General features: G+C 41.4%; 14 protein-coding genes, 1 tRNA gene and 1 pseudogene. 14 read left to right on the top strand and 2 right to left on the bottom strand.

The features are described from left to right. Positions 1–35: 35 nt before the first annotated feature. Positions 36–935 carry a UTP--glucose-1-phosphate uridylyltransferase GalU gene (gene galU / locus MK403_RS09005; RefSeq protein ID WP_000811026.1) on the bottom strand — a complete coding sequence of 300 codons (900 nt, stop codon included), beginning with the start codon at positions 933–935 and terminating at the stop codon, positions 36–38. 21 nt (positions 936–956) lie between these two features. After that, complete coding sequence (locus tag MK403_RS09000) at positions 957–1,973, bottom strand: NAD(P)H-dependent glycerol-3-phosphate dehydrogenase (protein WP_000745031.1); 1,017 nt, start codon at positions 1,971–1,973, stop codon at positions 957–959. A gap of 203 nt (positions 1,974–2,176) precedes the next feature. Here MK403_RS09000 and MK403_RS08995 point away from each other — a divergent pair, with 203 nt between their 5' ends. From MK403_RS08995 to MK403_RS08930, 14 genes and pseudogenes are all read left to right on the top strand, one after another. Next, a complete protein-coding gene (locus tag MK403_RS08995; RefSeq protein WP_268709632.1) occupies positions 2,177–3,883 on the top strand; it encodes an ABC transporter ATP-binding protein in 1,707 nt (568 codons plus the stop codon). A 1-nt stretch (position 3,884) separates the two neighbouring features. Continuing rightward, positions 3,885–5,651 (top strand): ABC transporter ATP-binding protein, encoded by a 1,767-nt coding sequence (locus MK403_RS08990; protein WP_049505383.1) that lies wholly within the window; start codon positions 3,885–3,887, stop codon positions 5,649–5,651. A gap of 136 nt (positions 5,652–5,787) precedes the next feature. Beyond that, complete coding sequence (locus MK403_RS08985) at positions 5,788–6,477, top strand: gamma-glutamyl-gamma-aminobutyrate hydrolase family protein (RefSeq protein ID WP_049478403.1); 690 nt, start codon at positions 5,788–5,790, stop codon at positions 6,475–6,477. Between the two features lie 172 nt (positions 6,478–6,649). After that, on the top strand, positions 6,650–7,999 hold the full coding sequence (locus MK403_RS08980; protein ID WP_000018239.1) for a glucose-6-phosphate isomerase: 1,350 nt from the start codon (positions 6,650–6,652) through the stop codon (positions 7,997–7,999). A 183-nt stretch (positions 8,000–8,182) separates the two neighbouring features. Next, entirely contained in the window at positions 8,183–8,983 is an 801-nt protein-coding gene (locus MK403_RS08975) for an SDR family oxidoreductase (protein ID WP_038804195.1), read from the top strand. A 62-nt stretch (positions 8,984–9,045) separates the two neighbouring features. After that, complete coding sequence (locus MK403_RS08970; RefSeq protein WP_268709639.1) at positions 9,046–10,872, top strand: BglG family transcription antiterminator; 1,827 nt, start codon at positions 9,046–9,048, stop codon at positions 10,870–10,872. After that, the gene (locus tag MK403_RS08965; RefSeq protein ID WP_002893984.1) at positions 10,872–11,369 is read left to right on the top strand and encodes a transcriptional regulator GutM; all 498 of its coding nucleotides are present in this window, start codon (positions 10,872–10,874) and stop codon (positions 11,367–11,369) included. Before MK403_RS08970 ends, MK403_RS08965 begins: the two co-directional genes overlap by 1 nt. Next, on the top strand, positions 11,366–11,911 hold the full coding sequence (gene srlA / locus MK403_RS08960; protein WP_049490108.1) for a PTS glucitol/sorbitol transporter subunit IIC: 546 nt from the start codon (positions 11,366–11,368) through the stop codon (positions 11,909–11,911). The genes MK403_RS08965 and srlA overlap by 4 nt, the downstream gene beginning before the upstream one ends. A gap of 13 nt (positions 11,912–11,924) precedes the next feature. Beyond that, on the top strand, positions 11,925–12,905 hold the full coding sequence (srlE, locus tag MK403_RS08955; RefSeq protein ID WP_000120696.1) for a PTS glucitol/sorbitol transporter subunit IIB: 981 nt from the start codon (positions 11,925–11,927) through the stop codon (positions 12,903–12,905). Between the two features lie 97 nt (positions 12,906–13,002). Continuing rightward, the gene (locus tag MK403_RS08950) at positions 13,003–13,374 is read left to right on the top strand and encodes a PTS glucitol/sorbitol transporter subunit IIA (protein ID WP_033585537.1); all 372 of its coding nucleotides are present in this window, start codon (positions 13,003–13,005) and stop codon (positions 13,372–13,374) included. Positions 13,375–13,570: 196 nt separating this feature from the next. Then, positions 13,571–14,047 (top strand): annotated as a pseudogene (gene pgi, locus MK403_RS08945) (glucose-6-phosphate isomerase); the annotation flags it as partial. Positions 14,048–14,178: 131 nt separating this feature from the next. Further along, positions 14,179–15,639, top strand: a complete 1,461-nt coding sequence (gltX, locus tag MK403_RS08940; RefSeq protein ID WP_268709631.1) for a glutamate--tRNA ligase — start codon at positions 14,179–14,181, stop codon at positions 15,637–15,639. A 12-nt stretch (positions 15,640–15,651) separates the two neighbouring features. After that, complete coding sequence (locus tag MK403_RS08935) at positions 15,652–16,086, top strand: cytidine deaminase family protein (protein WP_000382004.1); 435 nt, start codon at positions 15,652–15,654, stop codon at positions 16,084–16,086. A 115-nt stretch (positions 16,087–16,201) separates the two neighbouring features. Then, a tRNA-Glu gene (locus MK403_RS08930) sits at positions 16,202–16,273 on the top strand. The last annotated feature ends 102 nt before the right edge of the window (positions 16,274–16,375 follow it).

Here is a 16,375-nt window from a genome sequence, read left to right as displayed (position 1 = left end):
CAAAAAAGCCCTTAATTAAGAGCTTTGTTTTTCTTCTATTTCCCCTCAGCTAACTCTTTTCCGAGTTGGATGAGGTAATCTTTCAAATCATCTTTGACTTGTGGGTGTTTTAGAGCGTAGTCGATGGATGTTTTCATAAAGCCAAACTTGTCTCCGACATCATAACGAGCTCCCTTGAACTCACGAGCAAATACACGTTGTGTTTTATTGAGGGTATCGATTGCATCTGTCAGCTGAATTTCATTTCCTGCACCTGGAGCTTGATTTTCGAGGATTTGGAAAATTTCAGGTGTGAGGAGGTAGCGTCCAATAATAGCAAGGTCACTAGGAGCGTCTTCTGGCGCAGGTTTTTCAACGAAGGTTTCAACGCTGTAAAGACCGTCTTTTCCTTCGCCTTGTGGATCAATAACTCCATAGGCAGATACCTCATCGTGAGGGACTGGCATGACAGCAATAGTAGACGCGTGGGTATGTTCATAGTCATCCATGAGTTGTTTGGTGAGCGGAACAGCCTTTTCATTAGTGATATCCATCAAGTCATCCCCAAGCATCACGACAAAAGGTTCATTTCCGACGAAAGCTTTGGCTTGCAAAACAGCATCTCCGAGACCGCGTGGATGAGTTTGGCGGATAAAATGCAGGCGCATGCCAGTTGTCTCATCAACTAGCTTCAAAAGATCTGTTTTCCCTTTTTCTTTGAGGTTGTATTCCAATTCGAAGTTTGAGTCGAAATGGTCCTCAATAGAACGTTTTGACTTACCTGTAACAACCAAGATATCTTCGATTCCAGATTTGAGGGCTTCTTCAACGATAAATTGGATGGTAGGTTTGTCTACGATTGGTAACATTTCCTTGGCCAAGGCCTTAGTTGCAGGGAGGAAACGAGTTCCCAATCCAGCGGCAGGGATGACTGCTTTTCTGACTTTTTGTTTCATAATGTTCCTTTCTATAAGGGTCTAAGACCATTCGTTTTCTGCTTTAAATTCATTGTTCATGATGTCAGTGATTGCTTCTTTGATATTGACACCTTCGTAGATGACTCGGTAAATGGCTTGTGTGATTGGCATGTAGACACCTAATTCCTGAGCTAATTCGTAAGCTGCTCGAGTCGTTGAAATGCCTTCGATGACCATGCCCATGTTGGCTTCGATGTCTGCGAGAGATTCTCCACGACCGAGAGCGTCACCTGCCCTCCAGTTACGAGAGTGGACAGATGTCCCCGTTACGATCAAATCACCAACTCCAGAAAGACCGCTATAAGTCAGAGGATTAGCTCCAAGAGCGACCCCTAGACGGGTGATTTCTGCCAAGCCACGTGCGATGATGGCTGCCTTGGCATTGTCGCCAAACCCTAGACCATGTAATGCACCCGCCCCAACTGCGATGATGTTTTTGAGAGCACCAGCGGTTTCAACCCCGATAACATCTGTATTGGTATAGAGGCGGAAGTAGTGATTGCTAAAGAGATTTTGAACGTACTGAGCAATTTCAAGGTCTTTAGAGGCTGCAGTGATCAAGGTAATGTCGCGTACAATGGTTTCCTCAGCGTGGCTAGGTCCTGAAACAACGACGATGTCACTACGGAGGTCAGCTGGAATTTCCTCTTCCAGAATGGTTGATAGGCGTTTGTGACTATCTGGTTCCAAGCCTTTGGAGGCATGCATGATGACAACCTTGTGATCGAGTACCTTTGCTACTTGTTGGGCAACCAGTCTCGTTACTTTTGTTGGGACAACAAATAAAACAGCGTCTACATTTTTCAATGTTTCTCCCAAGTCATGGTAGGCCTTGATGTTTTCGTCGAGTAGGATGTCTTTGAAATAGCGTTTGTTTGTATGTTGGTTATTGATTTCATCGATCTGGTCAGAAATATTTCCCCAAATTCGAACCTCGTGTCCATTATCGTTTAGAACCTGCGAAAGGGCAGTTCCCCAAGAACCAGGACCCAAGACAGCGATGGTTTGTTTCTTCATCTTCTCCTCCTTTTAAGAGTTCTCCTTTCATTTTATCATAAAAAGCCTTTTCATGCACCTACTTATAGGCAAAGATAGGATTTTAAGATAAAATACTTCTTTGACAAGATTCCTCTTTTTTGCTAGAATAGCATCAACATGAAAGAATGAGAGGAGCTGGCGAATTTCGTCACTCCCTTTTGTCTATCTGATTAGGAGGAAGTATGCTGATTGAAAAAATTAAAGCCTATAAATGGCAAGCCTTGGCATCCTTTGTGATGACAGGCTTGATGGTTGCGAGCTCACTCTTGCAACCTCGCTATTTGCAGGAGGTTTTAGATGCTCTACTGGCTGGCCAACATGAGGCTATTTATAGTATTGGGGCATGGTTGATAGGAGTAGCCCTCGTGGGTCTGGTTGCAGGTGGTGTCAATGTTATTCTTGCAGCCTATATCGCTCAGGGAGTATCTTCGGATCTTCGGGAAGATGCTTTTCGTAAGATCCAAACCTTTTCTTATGCCAACATTGAGCGGTTTAATGCTGGGAATCTGGTTGTCCGCATGACCAATGATATCAACCAAATTCAGAACATGGTGATGATGGTTTTCCAAATCCTTTTCCGTCTTCCTTTGCTTTTTATTGGTTCCTTTATCTTAGCGGTTCACACCCTGCCTTCACTTTGGTGGGTAATTGTCCTTATGGTAGTGCTGATTTTTGCGCTTACAGGTATCATGATGGGGATGATGGGGCCACGCTTCGCCAAGTTTCAAACCCTTCTTGAACGAATTAATGCCATCGCCAAGGAAAATCTACGTGGTGTGCGTGTGGTCAAATCCTTTGTGCAGGAAAAAGAGCAATTTGACAAGTTTACAGAGGTCTCAGATGAGCTTCTGGGACAAAATATTTATATTGGCTATGCCTTTTCAGTAGTGGAACCTTTTATGATGCTCATTGGGTACGGAGCGGTTTTCCTATCCATCTGGTTGGTTGCGGGAATGGCTCAGTCGGATCCGTCAGTCGTTGGTTCTATTGCTTCCTTTGTCAACTATCTCAGTCAGATTATCTTTACAATCGTCATGGTTGGATTTTTAGGGAATTCTGTCAGTCGGGCTATGATTTCGATGATGCGTATCCGTGAGGTTCTAGATACCGAGCCAGCGATGACTTTTAAGGATCTTCCAGATGAGGATCTAGAAGGAAGTCTCTCTTTTGAAAATGTGACCTTCACTTATCCTAATGACGATGAGCCTATGCTGAAGAATGTAACCTTTGAAATTGCGCCTGGTCAGATGGTCGGTGTGGTTGGGGCGACTGGAGCAGGGAAGTCCACTCTAGCTCAGTTAATTCCACGACTTTTTGATCCACAGGAGGGATCTATCAAGATTGGTGGCAAGGATATTCGAGATGTCAGCGAGGGAACCTTGCGTAAAACAGTTTCCATCGTCTTGCAACGTGCTATTCTCTTTAGCGGAACCATTGCAGATAATCTTCGTCAAGGGAAAGGCAATGCCAGCGTGTCAGAAATGGAACGTGCAGCACGGATTGCCCAAGCCAGTGAATTTATCGGACGCATGGAAAACAAATTTGAGAGTCAGGTCGAAGAACGAGGCACCAACTTTTCTGGTGGACAAAAGCAACGGATGTCCATTGCTCGTGGGATTGTTAGCAATCCCCGTATCCTGATTTTTGACGATTCGACTTCAGCCCTAGATGCCAAGTCAGAAAGACTCGTACAGGAAGCTTTGAACAAAGACCTGAAAGGGACGACAACCATTATCATCGCTCAAAAGATCAGTTCAGTCGTCCATGCGGACAAGATTTTGGTCTTGGATCAAGGGCGTTTGATTGGAGAAGGACGGCATACAGACTTGGTAGCTAACAATGCCGTCTACCGCGAAATCTACGAAACACAAAAGGGAAAGGAGGAATAAAATGAAAACCGTTCGATTTTTCTGGAATTATTTTAAAGTTTACAAGTTCTCCTTTGTCATTGTGATTCTGATGGTTGCAGTTGCGACGATTGCCCAAGCCCTCTTTCCAGTTTTTTCAGGTCAAGCAGTGACGGAGCTCGCTAACCTAGTGCTGGCTTATCAAAATGGAACTTCTGAACTAGCCTGGCAGAGTTTATCAGCTCTGATGCTGAATCTAGCTCTGGTTGTCCTCGCCCTAGTGGTATCCAGTTTGATTTACATGACCTTGATGACTCGTGTGATTGCTGAGTCGACAAATGAGATGCGTAAGGGCCTCTTTGGCAAACTTTCCCGTTTGACCGTTTCTTTCTTTGACCGCCATCAGGATGGGGACATCCTTTCTCGCTTCACGAGTGACTTGGATAACATCCTTCAAGCCTTCAATGAAAGCCTAGTTCAGGTCATGAGCAATATTGCTCTTTACATCGGTTTGATTTTTGTCATGTTTTCAAGAAATGTGACGCTAGCCCTGATAACAGTAGCCAGTACTCCAGTAGCCTTTCTCATGTTGGTTTTCATCGTGAAAATGGCCCGCAAATACACTAATCTCCAGCAAAAAGAGGTAGGGAAACTCAACGCCTACATGGACGAAAGTATTTCAGGGCAGAAAGCTGTTATCGTACAAGGAATTCAAGACGACATCGTAGCAGGCTTTGTGGAGCAAAATGAGCGCGTGCGCAAGGCAACCTTTAAAGGGAGAATGTTCTCAGGCATCCTCTTTCCTGTTATGAATGGGATGAGCTTGGTCAATACGGCCATCGTCATTTTTGCAGGTTCGGCTGTCTTGCTGAACGATCCAAGTATCGAAACAACGACAGCCCTAGGTTTGATTGTCATGTTTACTCAATTTTCTCAGCAGTACTACCAGCCGATTATCCAGGTGGCTGCGAGTTGGGGGAGCCTCCAGTTGGCCTTTACTGGGGCAGATCGTATCCAAGAAATGTTCGATGCAGAAGAAGAGATTCGTCCGCAAAATGCGCCTGCCTTTACGGAATTGCGAGAAGGCGTTGAAATCAGTCACATTGATTTCTCTTATGTGCCAGACAAGCCGATTTTAAAAGATGTTAGCATTTCAGCTCCTAAGGGGCAGATGATAGCAGTTGTCGGTCCGACTGGCTCAGGGAAAACGACCATCATGAACCTCATCAATCGTTTCTACGATGTGGATGCAGGCAGCATTTGCTTTGATGGCAAAGACATCCGTGACTACGACTTGGACAGCCTGCGGAGCAAGGTCGGGATTGTCTTGCAGGATTCGGTCTTGTTTAGTGGAACGATCCGAGACAATATCCGCTTTGGTGTGCCAGATGCCAGTCAGGAAATGGTCGAAGCAGCTGCCAAGGCAACTCATATTCATGACTACATTGAAAGCTTGCCTGACAAGTATGATACCCTTATTGATGATGAGCAAAACATCTTCTCAACTGGTCAGAAACAATTGATTTCCATCGCCCGGACCTTGATGACAGATCCCCAAGTCCTAATCTTAGATGAAGCGACTTCCAATGTGGATACTGTAACAGAAAGCAAGATTCAACATGCCATGGAGGCCGTTGTAGCAGGACGAACCAGTTTTGTTATTGCCCATCGTCTCAAAACCATCCTCAATGCCGATCAGATTATTGTCCTCAAAGATGGAGAGGTCATTGAACGTGGAAATCATCACGAGTTGCTCAAGCTCGGCGGTTTCTACTCGGAACTGTATCACAATCAATTTGTTTTCGAATAGAAAAGTTGTCCTTATTGGGCAGCTTTTTCTTGTCCATAAAAAATACTTATCACGGTCTTTAAAAAAACATATTAGACAGGAAAGGGTTGGAGTGATAAGATAAGACTGTCGCAAGAAAATCGAAAGGAGACACATCATGGCTAGAACGGTTGTAGGAGTTGCTGCAAATCTATGTCCTGTAGATGCAGAAGGGAAAAACATTCACTCATCTGTATCTTGTAAATTTGCAGAGAGCATTCGTCAAGTCGGTGGTCTCCCTTTAGTAATTCCTGTAGGAGATGAGTCCATTGTGCGCGATTATGTGGAAATGATTGACAAACTCATCTTGACAGGTGGGCAAAATGTCCATCCTCAGTTTTACGGGGAGAAAAAGACTATTGAGAGTGATGATTACAACCTTGTACGCGATGAGTTTGAACTAGCTCTCTTGAAAGAAGCGCTCCGTCAGAATAAACCAATTATGGCAATCTGTCGTGGTGTTCAGCTGGTCAATGTTGCTTTTGGTGGCACTCTCCACCAAGAAATTGAAGGTCACTGGCAAGGCTTGCCTTTTGGGACATCTCATACTATTGAGACAGTAGAAGGAAGCGTGGTGGCTAAGTTGTTTGGCAAAGAAAGTCAGGTCAACTCAGTCCATCGTCAGAGTATCAAAGATCTGGCACCTAATTTCCGTGTGACAGCGGTGGACCCTCGAGATCAGACAGTGGAAGCGATTGAGTCTGTCGACGAGCATCGTATTATCGGTTTACAGTGGCACCCAGAGTTCCTGGTCAATGAAGAAGATGGCAATTTAGAATTATTTGAGTATTTATTAAATGAATTGTAACGGTTAGAATCTCTAGCCGTTTTTTTGTCTTATTTCGTTCAAATTTTAATATTGTAACATTTTTTACGCAAATGTTTAAATTATGATAAAATTTGGAAAAATTCAGTATAAAAACTTGAAAAAATCTAAGGTAAGGGTTATGATAGAAGAGAAGAAATTTTGGAGGAATATTATGTCACATATTAAATTTGATTATTCAAAAGTATTAGATAAATTTGTTGCACCACATGAACTAGATTATATGCAGCCTCAAGTGACTGCAGCAGATTCTGCTCTGAGAAATGGTACAGGTCCTGGGGCAGAAATGACTGGCTGGTTGAACTTACCTGAAGAATATGACAAAGATGAATTTGCTCGTATTCAAAAGGCTGCTGCTAAAATCCAATCTGATAGTGAGGTATTGATCGTAATCGGTATTGGTGGTTCCTATTTAGGAGCTCGTGCAGCTATTGATTTCTTGAATAATTCATTTGTAAACTTGCAAAGAAAGGAAGAACGCAAGGCACCTCAGATCCTCTATGCTGGAAACTCTATCTCTTCAAGCTATTTGGCTGATTTGGTAGACTATGTATCAGACAAAGATTTCTCAGTAAACGTGATTTCTAAATCAGGTACAACAACTGAACCGGCTATTGCTTTCCGTGTCTTCAAAGAACTCTTGGTTAAGAAGTACGGTCAAGAAGAAGCTAACCAACGTATCTACGCAACTACAGACCGCGCTAAAGGTGCAGTTAAAGTTGAAGCAGATGCTAATGGCTGGGATACTTTTGTAGTGCCTGATAGTGTAGGTGGTCGTTTTACAGTATTGACAGCAGTGGGGCTCTTGCCAATCGCAGCTGCAGGAGCTGATATCAGCAAGTTAATGGAAGGAGCAAATGCTGCTCGCAAGGCTTATGCTTCTGATAAGTTGGCTGAAAATGAAGCATATCAATATGCAGTTGTACGCAATATCTTGTACCGTAAAGGTTATCTGACAGAAGTTCTAGCTAACTATGAACCATCTCTGCAATACTTCTCTGAGTGGTGGAAGCAACTGGCTGGTGAGTCAGAAGGGAAAGACCAAAAAGGGATTTATCCAACTTCAGCTAACTTCTCAACAGACTTGCACTCTCTGGGACAATTTATCCAGGAAGGTACCCGTATCCTCTTTGAAACAGTTATCCGTGTAGATAAACCTCGCAAAAATGTGCTGATTCCTGAATTGGCAGAAGACTTGGACGGTCTTGGCTACTTGCAAGGAAAAGATGTTGACTTTGTCAATAAAAAAGCTACAGATGGAGTGCTGTTAGCACACACTGATGGTGGAGTTCCAAATATGTTTGTGACACTGCCTGAGCAAGATGAGTTCACTTTGGGCTACACTATTTACTTCTTTGAGTTGGCTATTGCTCTTTCTGGCTACCTGAATGGTATCAATCCATTTGACCAGCCTGGAGTTGAAGCTTATAAGAAAAACATGTTTGCTCTTCTTGGGAAACCAGGCTTTGAAGAGCTGGGTGCTGAGTTGAATGCACGCCTTTGATTCTCATATGCTTTGAGTTCATTTAGAATATAAAAAGATCCACAAGTTCATTTCTTGTGGATTTTTAGTACAAGCCTCTTAATTAGTTTATTATTTTTTTTAAAAGTGTAAAAAAGAGTGTCTTAATTCTTTTATGAAAGCGCTGTATAATTGCCTTGTAAATAAAATTTGAGAGGTATCAAAATGAATGATTGGTTAAACATAAAAGGCAAAACAGTTCTTGTGACTGGCGCGTCATCTGGGATCGGTAAGGCAATCGTTGAAGAATTGCTGGAATTAGGAGTCAATGTAGCGAATTTTGATCTTAGCGACAACGATTTGCGTCACCCGAATCTATTATTTGTAAAAGTTGATGTAACTTCTCGCTCTGAAGTAGAAGAGGGTGTTGCCAAAATAGTTGAAAGATTTGGCAATATTGATGCGGTAGTCAATAATGCAGGGATTAATGTTCCCAGATTATTAATTGATGCAGAAAATCCTAAAGGTCCTTACGAGTTAGACGATGAAACGTTTGAAAAAGTAACAATGATTAATCAAAAAGGTTTGTATTTGGTTAGTCAGGCAGTAGGACGTATTTTAGTGAAAAATGGAAAAGGTGTAATTGTGAACATGGCTTCAGAAGCAGGCTTGGAAGGTTCTGAAGGACAAAGTGCCTATGCTGCCACAAAAGCAGCAGTCTATAGTTACACTCGTTCATGGGCAAAAGAGCTGGGTAAGCATGGTGTACGTGTGGTTGGAATTGCTCCAGGAATTATGGAAGCTACGGGACTTCGAACTCTTTCTTATGAGGAAGCTCTTGCTTATACCCGTGGAAAGACGGTAGAAGATATTCGAGCTGGTTATGCTTCAACTTCAACAACTCCTTTGGGACGAAGTGGTAAACTACGGGAAGTAGCTGACCTTGTAGCATTCTATATTTCAGACCGTTCTAGCTATATAACTGGAGTCACTACAAATATTGCCGGAGGGAAAACTCGCGGTTAAAAAAATGAAGGTGAGGAAGAGAGTTGACCATAGTAAATCGATGGTATAATATTTTAGAAAAAATGGTCTCACAGCCAACTTATTCCTTGGTAGATATGCGCTCAGAGCTGGATATTAGTATGCAAACCTTGCAAAAGAGTATCCAACAATTAAATGATGTTTTGGCTCCGAGTATCCAGATTATCTCACAAGATGATCAGTTAATGTTAGAGGTGTATGACTATACTGAGTTGGAAAGGATTTTATCTGGTAGTTTAAAACGGGAGAGTGACTTCAATTCTTCCAGTAAAAGAATTGCCTATTTACTAAAACGTTTAATTGAGTCAACCTCCCCTCTTCTTATTGACGACTTGGCTGAGGAAGCAGGTGTTAGTAGAAGTACCCTTAATAAGGATTTAAAACAAGTAAAATCTTTGGCAGAGAGTTACTCTATCACTATTTCAGGAAAGCCCAACCGTGGGCTGGAGGTCTTGGGGTCCGAGCTGAATTTGCGCTTGCTCTATATTCACCAAGTGGCCCCTTACTTTGAAGGAAGGACACTCACTGAGGCAACATCTTCTTTTCTGGAGACGCTAGTCCAGGACTATAAAATCCCTAAAGAAACACAGGAACTCCTTCGAAAGACCATTTCAATTATGGTGGAGCGTATTCATACATCTAGAGTGTTGAATTGTCCTATTCCTTACTATAGGAATGATTTAACAGAGACACCTTTAGCTGAGAAATTAATCTATCATATTGAGATGACTTATAAGATTTCTCTCAGTCAGTTTGAGATAGACTTTTTGTGTTTTCCGTTTAATGTCCGTTTTATTGACACTTTAAGCAAGACATCTTATCAATCTGAACAGCTTGCAAATATTTTTCAAGGGATTGTCAAGAAAGTCAAAGAAACAATGTTGGTTCACTTTGATGATGAAGAATTATTTGAAGAAATCAAATCTCATCTAGGCCCCTTAATCAATCGACTGATTTTCCATGTGCAAGCTAATGATATATTTCATGGCGAGGTTCAAACTCAATATCCTTTTGCTTTTGAAATGGCAAAAATAGCTGGAGAAGAACTATCTGCAATTTTTGGTTCTGAAATGGAATTATCTGAAATCGGATATCTGGCTTTGTATTTTGAAATGATTTTAAGAAAGCAAAATTCTGCTGTTAAGGGTTATCGCAAGCAGATAGCTGTAGTTTGCACAACAGGAAGAGGAACTGCTGCGATGATTATTCAGCAACTCAGACGAGTCCTTGGAAATGATGTAGACATTACTCAGTATTCTGAAGAGGATTTTAATGTGGATTTAAATCAGGACTATTTCGCGATTTTTACGACAGTTCCTCTAAAATATAAAGATTCTAAATCTCCAGTCATTCAAGTTAATCATCTTTTTGATGATCAATGGCTGCAGGAAGAATGGCAGAGGGCCAATGCTTTTCATCAAAAAAATCTAGAAACAGTCAGCTTACGTTTTCTTCGGTTGAGCCCCCAAAAAACCTATCAGCAATACTTGCTAAATATGATTTCAGAGTTAGAGAAACTTCAGATGATTGATGAAGGTTTTAGAAATCGGATAATTGATAGGGAGAAAAAGCAATCAACCATTTTTGGTGGAGGAATTGCCTTCCCCCATACAATTAACCAGGGTTATGCAAAGACTATTTTAATGTTTGGAAAACTAGAAGAGCCTTATCAAAAAGGAGATGAATGGATTGAATTTATCTTTCTAGTCGCCATACCCTCAGAAATTGAAAGAAAAATGGAAAGTGAATTGCTGGAATTGTATGACGACATTTTTCGAATTGCAGGAGAGCCTTCTCTAAAAGAAGCATTGAGGGCTGTAGAAACAGAGACAGAGTTTCTATCATTTTCTAAGAGCAAAGGAGTATTTTAATGAATTCGCTAATAATTTTCGCTGTATTTGTCATGGCAGCTTATATATTTCAAATGTTCCTCGGCTGGCAGCAACTCAAAGACTTCAATAAGACCTATACGATGCTCCGAAAACTGGGGCGCGTAGCGATTGGCAGAAAGTCCGGAAGAATAAAATCCGGTACGATTGTCATGTTCGCGGTTGATGAAAACGGTCGGGTTCTTAAAGCTAGCAAAATGCAAGGAGTCACAATCTTAGCGCGTTTTCAAAATATGGACGATTATGTTGGAGAAGACATCCATTATTTTGACAAGTATAATCCTCTTGTGAGAAAAGAAAATAAGTTGATGCAATCAGCCATAGAAGATGCTAGAAAAGTCTATCTTTGGCATGAGGCAGGTATTGAGAAAGAGACAAGTTCATCTGATTCTTTTCTGGGATTCGGCTTTTATGCGAATTACTTACAATTATCTATTAAACAGTTATTTAAAAAAAATAAGAAAAGGAGTTCCTTATGAATCACATTACAAAATTTGCAGAGAGTTTTATGAAACTCTTCCAATTAGGTGGAGAAACCTTTATTAGCTGGATGACAAATATTGTACCTCTTGTCTTGATGCTATTGATTGCAATGAATACCCTTATCGCTTTCTTGGGAGAAGAGAAGGTCAATTCCTTGGCTAAGATTTCTGCCAAAAATCCTGTTAGCCGGTATATGATTTTACCTTTCATTTCAGCTTTTATGCTGGGAAATCCGATGGCAATCAGTATGGGACGTTTCTTACCAGAATATTATAAACCTAGTTTTGTAGCAGCTCAGATGCAGTTTTGCCATACTTCAAATGGTGTATTTCCACATATCAATCCTGGGGAATTATTTGTATGGATGGGAATTGCGACAGGAATTCAAACTTTAGGTTTAAGTCAAATGGACTTAGCCATTCGTTACATGCTTGTTGGGCTTGTCATGAACTTTGTAGGTGGTTGGGTAACCGATTTTACAACTGCTTATGTAGCAAAACAGCAAGGTGTTACCTTGAGTAAAACATTTGATTTATAGAAAGAGTGAAATTATGTCATATAAGAGTATAAAAGTTGTTAAAGGAAATGGCGGTTTCGGAGGACCTTTGGTCATTACACCTAGTGAAGCTAAGCATAAATTCATCTATATTACTGGCGGCGGAGAAAAGCCAGATATTGTAGATAAAATTGCTGATTTGACCGGTATGGAAGCTGTTAATGGGTTTAAAACTTCTATCCCAGATGAGGAAATTGCTTTAGCAATCGTGGATTGTGGCGGTACTCTTCGCTGTGGTATTTATCCTAAAAAGGGAATCCCTACAATAAATATTGTTGCTACAGGGAAAAGTGGGCCTCTAGCTCAATATATAACCGAGGAAATCTATGTGTCAGCAGTTGGCCTTAATCAAATTTCTGCTGCTAATGAAGACGAAAAAGCGACAACTGTGGTAACTGAAAAGCCAACTTACGATACTAGTAAAAAAATTACAGAGCAAAAAGCTGAAACAAGTATTGTAGCACGAATTGGGATGGGGGCTGGTAAGGTCGTTGCAACTTTCAACCAGGCTGCTCGTGAAGCCATCCAAACAATGCTCAATACAATAATTCCTTTCATGGCCTTTGTTTCCTTGCTGATTGGGGTTATTCAAGGATCTGGTGTTGGAAATTGGCTGGCAAAATTAATGGTTCCCCTAGCGGGGAACATCTGGGGACTCGTTTTAATTGGCTTTATCTGTTCCTTACCATTCCTATCTCCTTTGTTAGGTCCCGGAGCTGTTATTAGTCAGATTATTGGAACTTTAATTGGAGTCGAAATCGGAAAAGGGACTATTCCGCCCCAAATGGCTCTGCCAGCTTTATTTGCTATCAACACTCAAAACGGTTGTGATTTCATTCCTGTAGCACTCGGCCTATCTGAAGCCAAGGCTGAAACAGTTGAGGTTGGTGTCCCTTCGGTACTTTATTCACGCTTTCTCAATGGTGTTCCGCGGGTGCTAGTTGCTTGGATAGCTAGTATTGGTCTTTATCAGTAGACCTTTGATAGATGCCTGAAAACAGAGAACTATTATGTTAAACTTATCTATAAGCCTAAGTTTATGACAAATTAGAGAAAGTATGAATAGAAATCAGATGAAGAAAATTTTTGAAACTAAAGTAATTCAAGTAGGGTCTGAAGCTCAGAATATGATTCAAGATGCCAATATGCTCATTTTATTTGGAGAAGAAGCACCAGAAGATTTATCAGAGTATTGTTTTAAGATTGATAACAAAAATCTGCTAGGTTCAATACTAGAAGGTGGCAAGCTGGTGGTAGATAATCAGGAATATTCGATTAGTTCCGTAGGAAATGTAGTAGAAAAAAATTTAACTGGACTGGGACATATCACGATTTCTTTTGATGGTTCAAAAGAGGGGAGCCTTCCTGGTACACTCCATGTTGTAGCAGATCAAGCGGTAGTAATTGATAAAGATTCTACCATTCAGATTTTTGAAACTGCTTAACCATAATAAAATTTCAAATCAAGCAATTTAGAAAAATAAAAGTCTAAAAAATTGATTCAGAGCCTGGACCAAAAGTCCAGGCTTCTGGGTCTAAATTAGAAAAAATAGATGACGCAGTGGTTGATTGGCAAGTCAATCAAACTAGCCAGTCAGTGCAAGGGAATTTCCAGCAGATGGATCCACAAGGGGTGCCTGAACAGAAGGAAAAGACCAAAAAGGTATTTACCCAACTTCAGCTAACTTCTCAACAGACTTGCACTCATTGGGTCAATTTATCCAAGAAGGAACTCGTATCATGTTTGAAACAGTTGTCCGTGTGGATAAACCACGTAAGAACGTGATCATCCCTACATTGGAAGAAGACCTTGATGGACTTGGTTACCTCCAAGGAAAAGACGTTGACTTCGTAAACAAAAAAGCAACTGACGGTGTTCTTCTTGCCCACACAGACGGTGATGTACCAAACATGTACGTAACTCTTCCTGAGCAAGATGCCTTCACTCTTGGTTACACTATCTACTTCTTCGAATTGGCTATCGCTCTTTCAGGTTACTTGAATGCTATCAACCCATTTGACCAACCAGGTGTTGAAGCTTACAAACGTAACATGTTTGCCCTTCTTGGTAAACCAGGATTTGAAGAATTGAGCAAAGAACTCAACGCTCGTCTATAATAGGATATAAAAAGGGTGGTTTTACCACTCTTTTTGCTTTTTCTCGAAAAGAGAAATTGGACTCTGGCAAGACTTGTGATATAATATAGAGAGCAAAAAGGCAGACGCCTAGAGACTTTATAGGAGAAGATATGTCAAAAGATATCCGCGTACGTTACGCACCAAGTCCAACAGGACTACTACACATCGGAAATGCCCGTACAGCATTATTCAACTACCTTTACGCCCGTCATCATGGTGGGACTTTTATCATCCGTATCGAAGATACTGACCGTAAGCGCCACGTCGAAGATGGAGAACGTTCACAGCTTGAAAACCTTCGTTGGTTGGGCATGGACTGGGATGAAAGTCCAGAGACTCATGAAAACTACCGCCAATCAGAACGTTTGGAACTTTATCAAAGATACATCGACCAACTCTTGGCTGAAGGAAAAGCCTACAAATCTTATGTAACAGAAGAAGAGTTAGCAGTGGAACGTGAACGCCAAGAAGCAGCTGGGGAAACACCTCGCTATATCAACGAATACCTTGGTATGAGCCAAGAAGAAAAAGCAGCTTACGTTGCAGAACGTGAAGCAGCGGGGATTATCCCGACTGTTCGTTTGGCTGTCAATGAGTCAGGTATCTACAAGTGGCATGATATGGTCAAAGGTGATATCGAATTTGAAGGTGGCAATATTGGTGGTGACTGGGTTATCCAAAAGAAAGATGGCTACCCAACATACAACTTTGCCGTTGTCATTGATGACCACGATATGCAAATTTCTCATGTTATTCGTGGAGATGACCACATTGCCAACACACCCAAACAGCTTATGGTTTATGAGGCTCTTGGTTGGGAAGCTCCAGAGTTCGGTCACATGACTTTGATCATCAACTCTGAAACGGGTAAAAAATTGTCTAAACGCGATACCAATACCCTTCAATTTATCGAAGACTACCGTAAAAAAGGCTATTTGCCAGAAGCCGTCTTTAACTTTATCGCCCTTCTTGGCTGGAACCCTGGTGGGGAAGACGAAATCTTCTCTCGTGAAGAGCTCATCAAGCTCTTTGATGAAAACCGCCTCAGCAAATCTCCAGCGGCTTTCGACCAGAAGAAACTAGACTGGATGAGTAATGACTACATCAAGAGAGCTGACTTGGCAACTATCTTTGAAATGGCCAAACCATTCCTTGAAGAAGCAGGACGATTGACTGACAAGTCTGAAAAAATGGTGGAACTATACAAACCACAAATGAAATCAGTAGACGAGATTGTTCCACTGACAGATCTTTTCTTCTCAGATTTCCCAGAGTTGACAGACGCTGAGCGCGAGGTCATGGCAGGAGAAACCGTTCCGGTTGTTCTAGAAGCCTTCAAAGCGAAACTAGAAGCAATGACAGATGAAGAATTTGTGACAGAAAACATCTTCCCACAAATCAAAGCAGTTCAAAAAGAAACAGGTATTAAAGGGAAAAACCTCTTCATGCCGATTCGTATTGCCGTTTCAGGTGAAATGCATGGACCAGAATTACCAGACACCATTTTCTTACTCGGACGTGAAAAGTCAATCCAGCATATTGAAAACATGCTGAAAGAGATTTCTAAATAAAAAGGACTTCCGATGGATACATGGGAAAAAATGTATGAAGAAGCACGAACCTTATTCAATCCCCATGAAGTTTCTGACTTTGTTTATGCTAACCATGTTGTTGCTGCAGTAGAAGCAGAAGATGGTCAGATCTTCACAGGATTTTGTATGGAGGGCACTTGTGGCGTTTTTCATCTCTGTGCAGAACGAGCGGCTCTCTTCAATATGTATCAATTTTCAGGACAAACTAAAGTTAAGAAAATCCTCGCCTTTCGAGATAAACCTCCTTACGGCGAAGGATCAGGTATGCCCTGTGGCGCTTGCAGAGAATTTCTCTTAGAATTGAATGCTGAAAATAAAGAAGCAGAGTTCATGATGGACTACGAAACAAGAAAAACAATCAAAGTTGCCGAATTGATCCCTTACTGGTGGGGAGAGGAACGTGCGACTAATTGGCAAGATAAATAGAGGGAGTCAGTTTAACTGGCTCTTTCCCTAATCTTTTCAGAATTTCGGTAAAGAGGTAAAAAAGTTCTTGACAAAGGAGGAAAAGTAGGTATAATAGAAAGAGTTGACAAGCTCAGGTCCGTTGGTCAAGGGGTTAAGACACCGCCTTTTCACGGCGGTAACACGGGTTCGAATCCCGTACGGACTATGGGTGTATTGTGGTTAAAAAAACTTGAAAAAAGTTTAAAAAATCTGTTGACAGAGACAGATGGCTGTGATATACTAATATAGTTGTCGCTCGAGAGAGAAT

Source organism: Streptococcus oralis, assembly GCF_026782285.1.
Lineage (GTDB): Bacteria > Bacillota > Bacilli > Lactobacillales > Streptococcaceae > Streptococcus > Streptococcus oralis_CG.
This window is presented reverse-complemented; position numbering and strand designations above follow the sequence as displayed.

Bases quoted from the DNA above. Each gene is read 5' to 3' on its own strand.
- galU (WP_000811026.1), bottom strand. From the start codon at position 935: ATGAAACAAAAAGTCAGAAAAGCAGTCATCCCTGCCGCTGGATTGGGA.
- MK403_RS09000 (WP_000745031.1), bottom strand. From the start codon at position 1,973: ATGAAGAAACAAACCATCGCTGTCTTGGGTCCTGGTTCTTGGGGAACT.
- MK403_RS08995 (WP_268709632.1), top strand. From the start codon at position 2,177: ATGCTGATTGAAAAAATTAAAGCCTATAAATGGCAAGCCTTGGCATCC.
- MK403_RS08990 (WP_049505383.1), top strand. From the start codon at position 3,885: ATGAAAACCGTTCGATTTTTCTGGAATTATTTTAAAGTTTACAAGTTC.
- MK403_RS08985 (WP_049478403.1), top strand. From the start codon at position 5,788: ATGGCTAGAACGGTTGTAGGAGTTGCTGCAAATCTATGTCCTGTAGAT.
- MK403_RS08980 (WP_000018239.1), top strand. From the start codon at position 6,650: ATGTCACATATTAAATTTGATTATTCAAAAGTATTAGATAAATTTGTT.
- MK403_RS08975 (WP_038804195.1), top strand. From the start codon at position 8,183: ATGAATGATTGGTTAAACATAAAAGGCAAAACAGTTCTTGTGACTGGC.
- MK403_RS08970 (WP_268709639.1), top strand. From the start codon at position 9,046: ATGGTCTCACAGCCAACTTATTCCTTGGTAGATATGCGCTCAGAGCTG.
- MK403_RS08965 (WP_002893984.1), top strand. From the start codon at position 10,872: ATGAATTCGCTAATAATTTTCGCTGTATTTGTCATGGCAGCTTATATA.
- srlA (WP_049490108.1), top strand. From the start codon at position 11,366: ATGAATCACATTACAAAATTTGCAGAGAGTTTTATGAAACTCTTCCAA.
- srlE (WP_000120696.1), top strand. From the start codon at position 11,925: ATGTCATATAAGAGTATAAAAGTTGTTAAAGGAAATGGCGGTTTCGGA.
- MK403_RS08950 (WP_033585537.1), top strand. From the start codon at position 13,003: ATGAAGAAAATTTTTGAAACTAAAGTAATTCAAGTAGGGTCTGAAGCT.
- gltX (WP_268709631.1), top strand. From the start codon at position 14,179: ATGTCAAAAGATATCCGCGTACGTTACGCACCAAGTCCAACAGGACTA.
- MK403_RS08935 (WP_000382004.1), top strand. From the start codon at position 15,652: ATGGATACATGGGAAAAAATGTATGAAGAAGCACGAACCTTATTCAAT.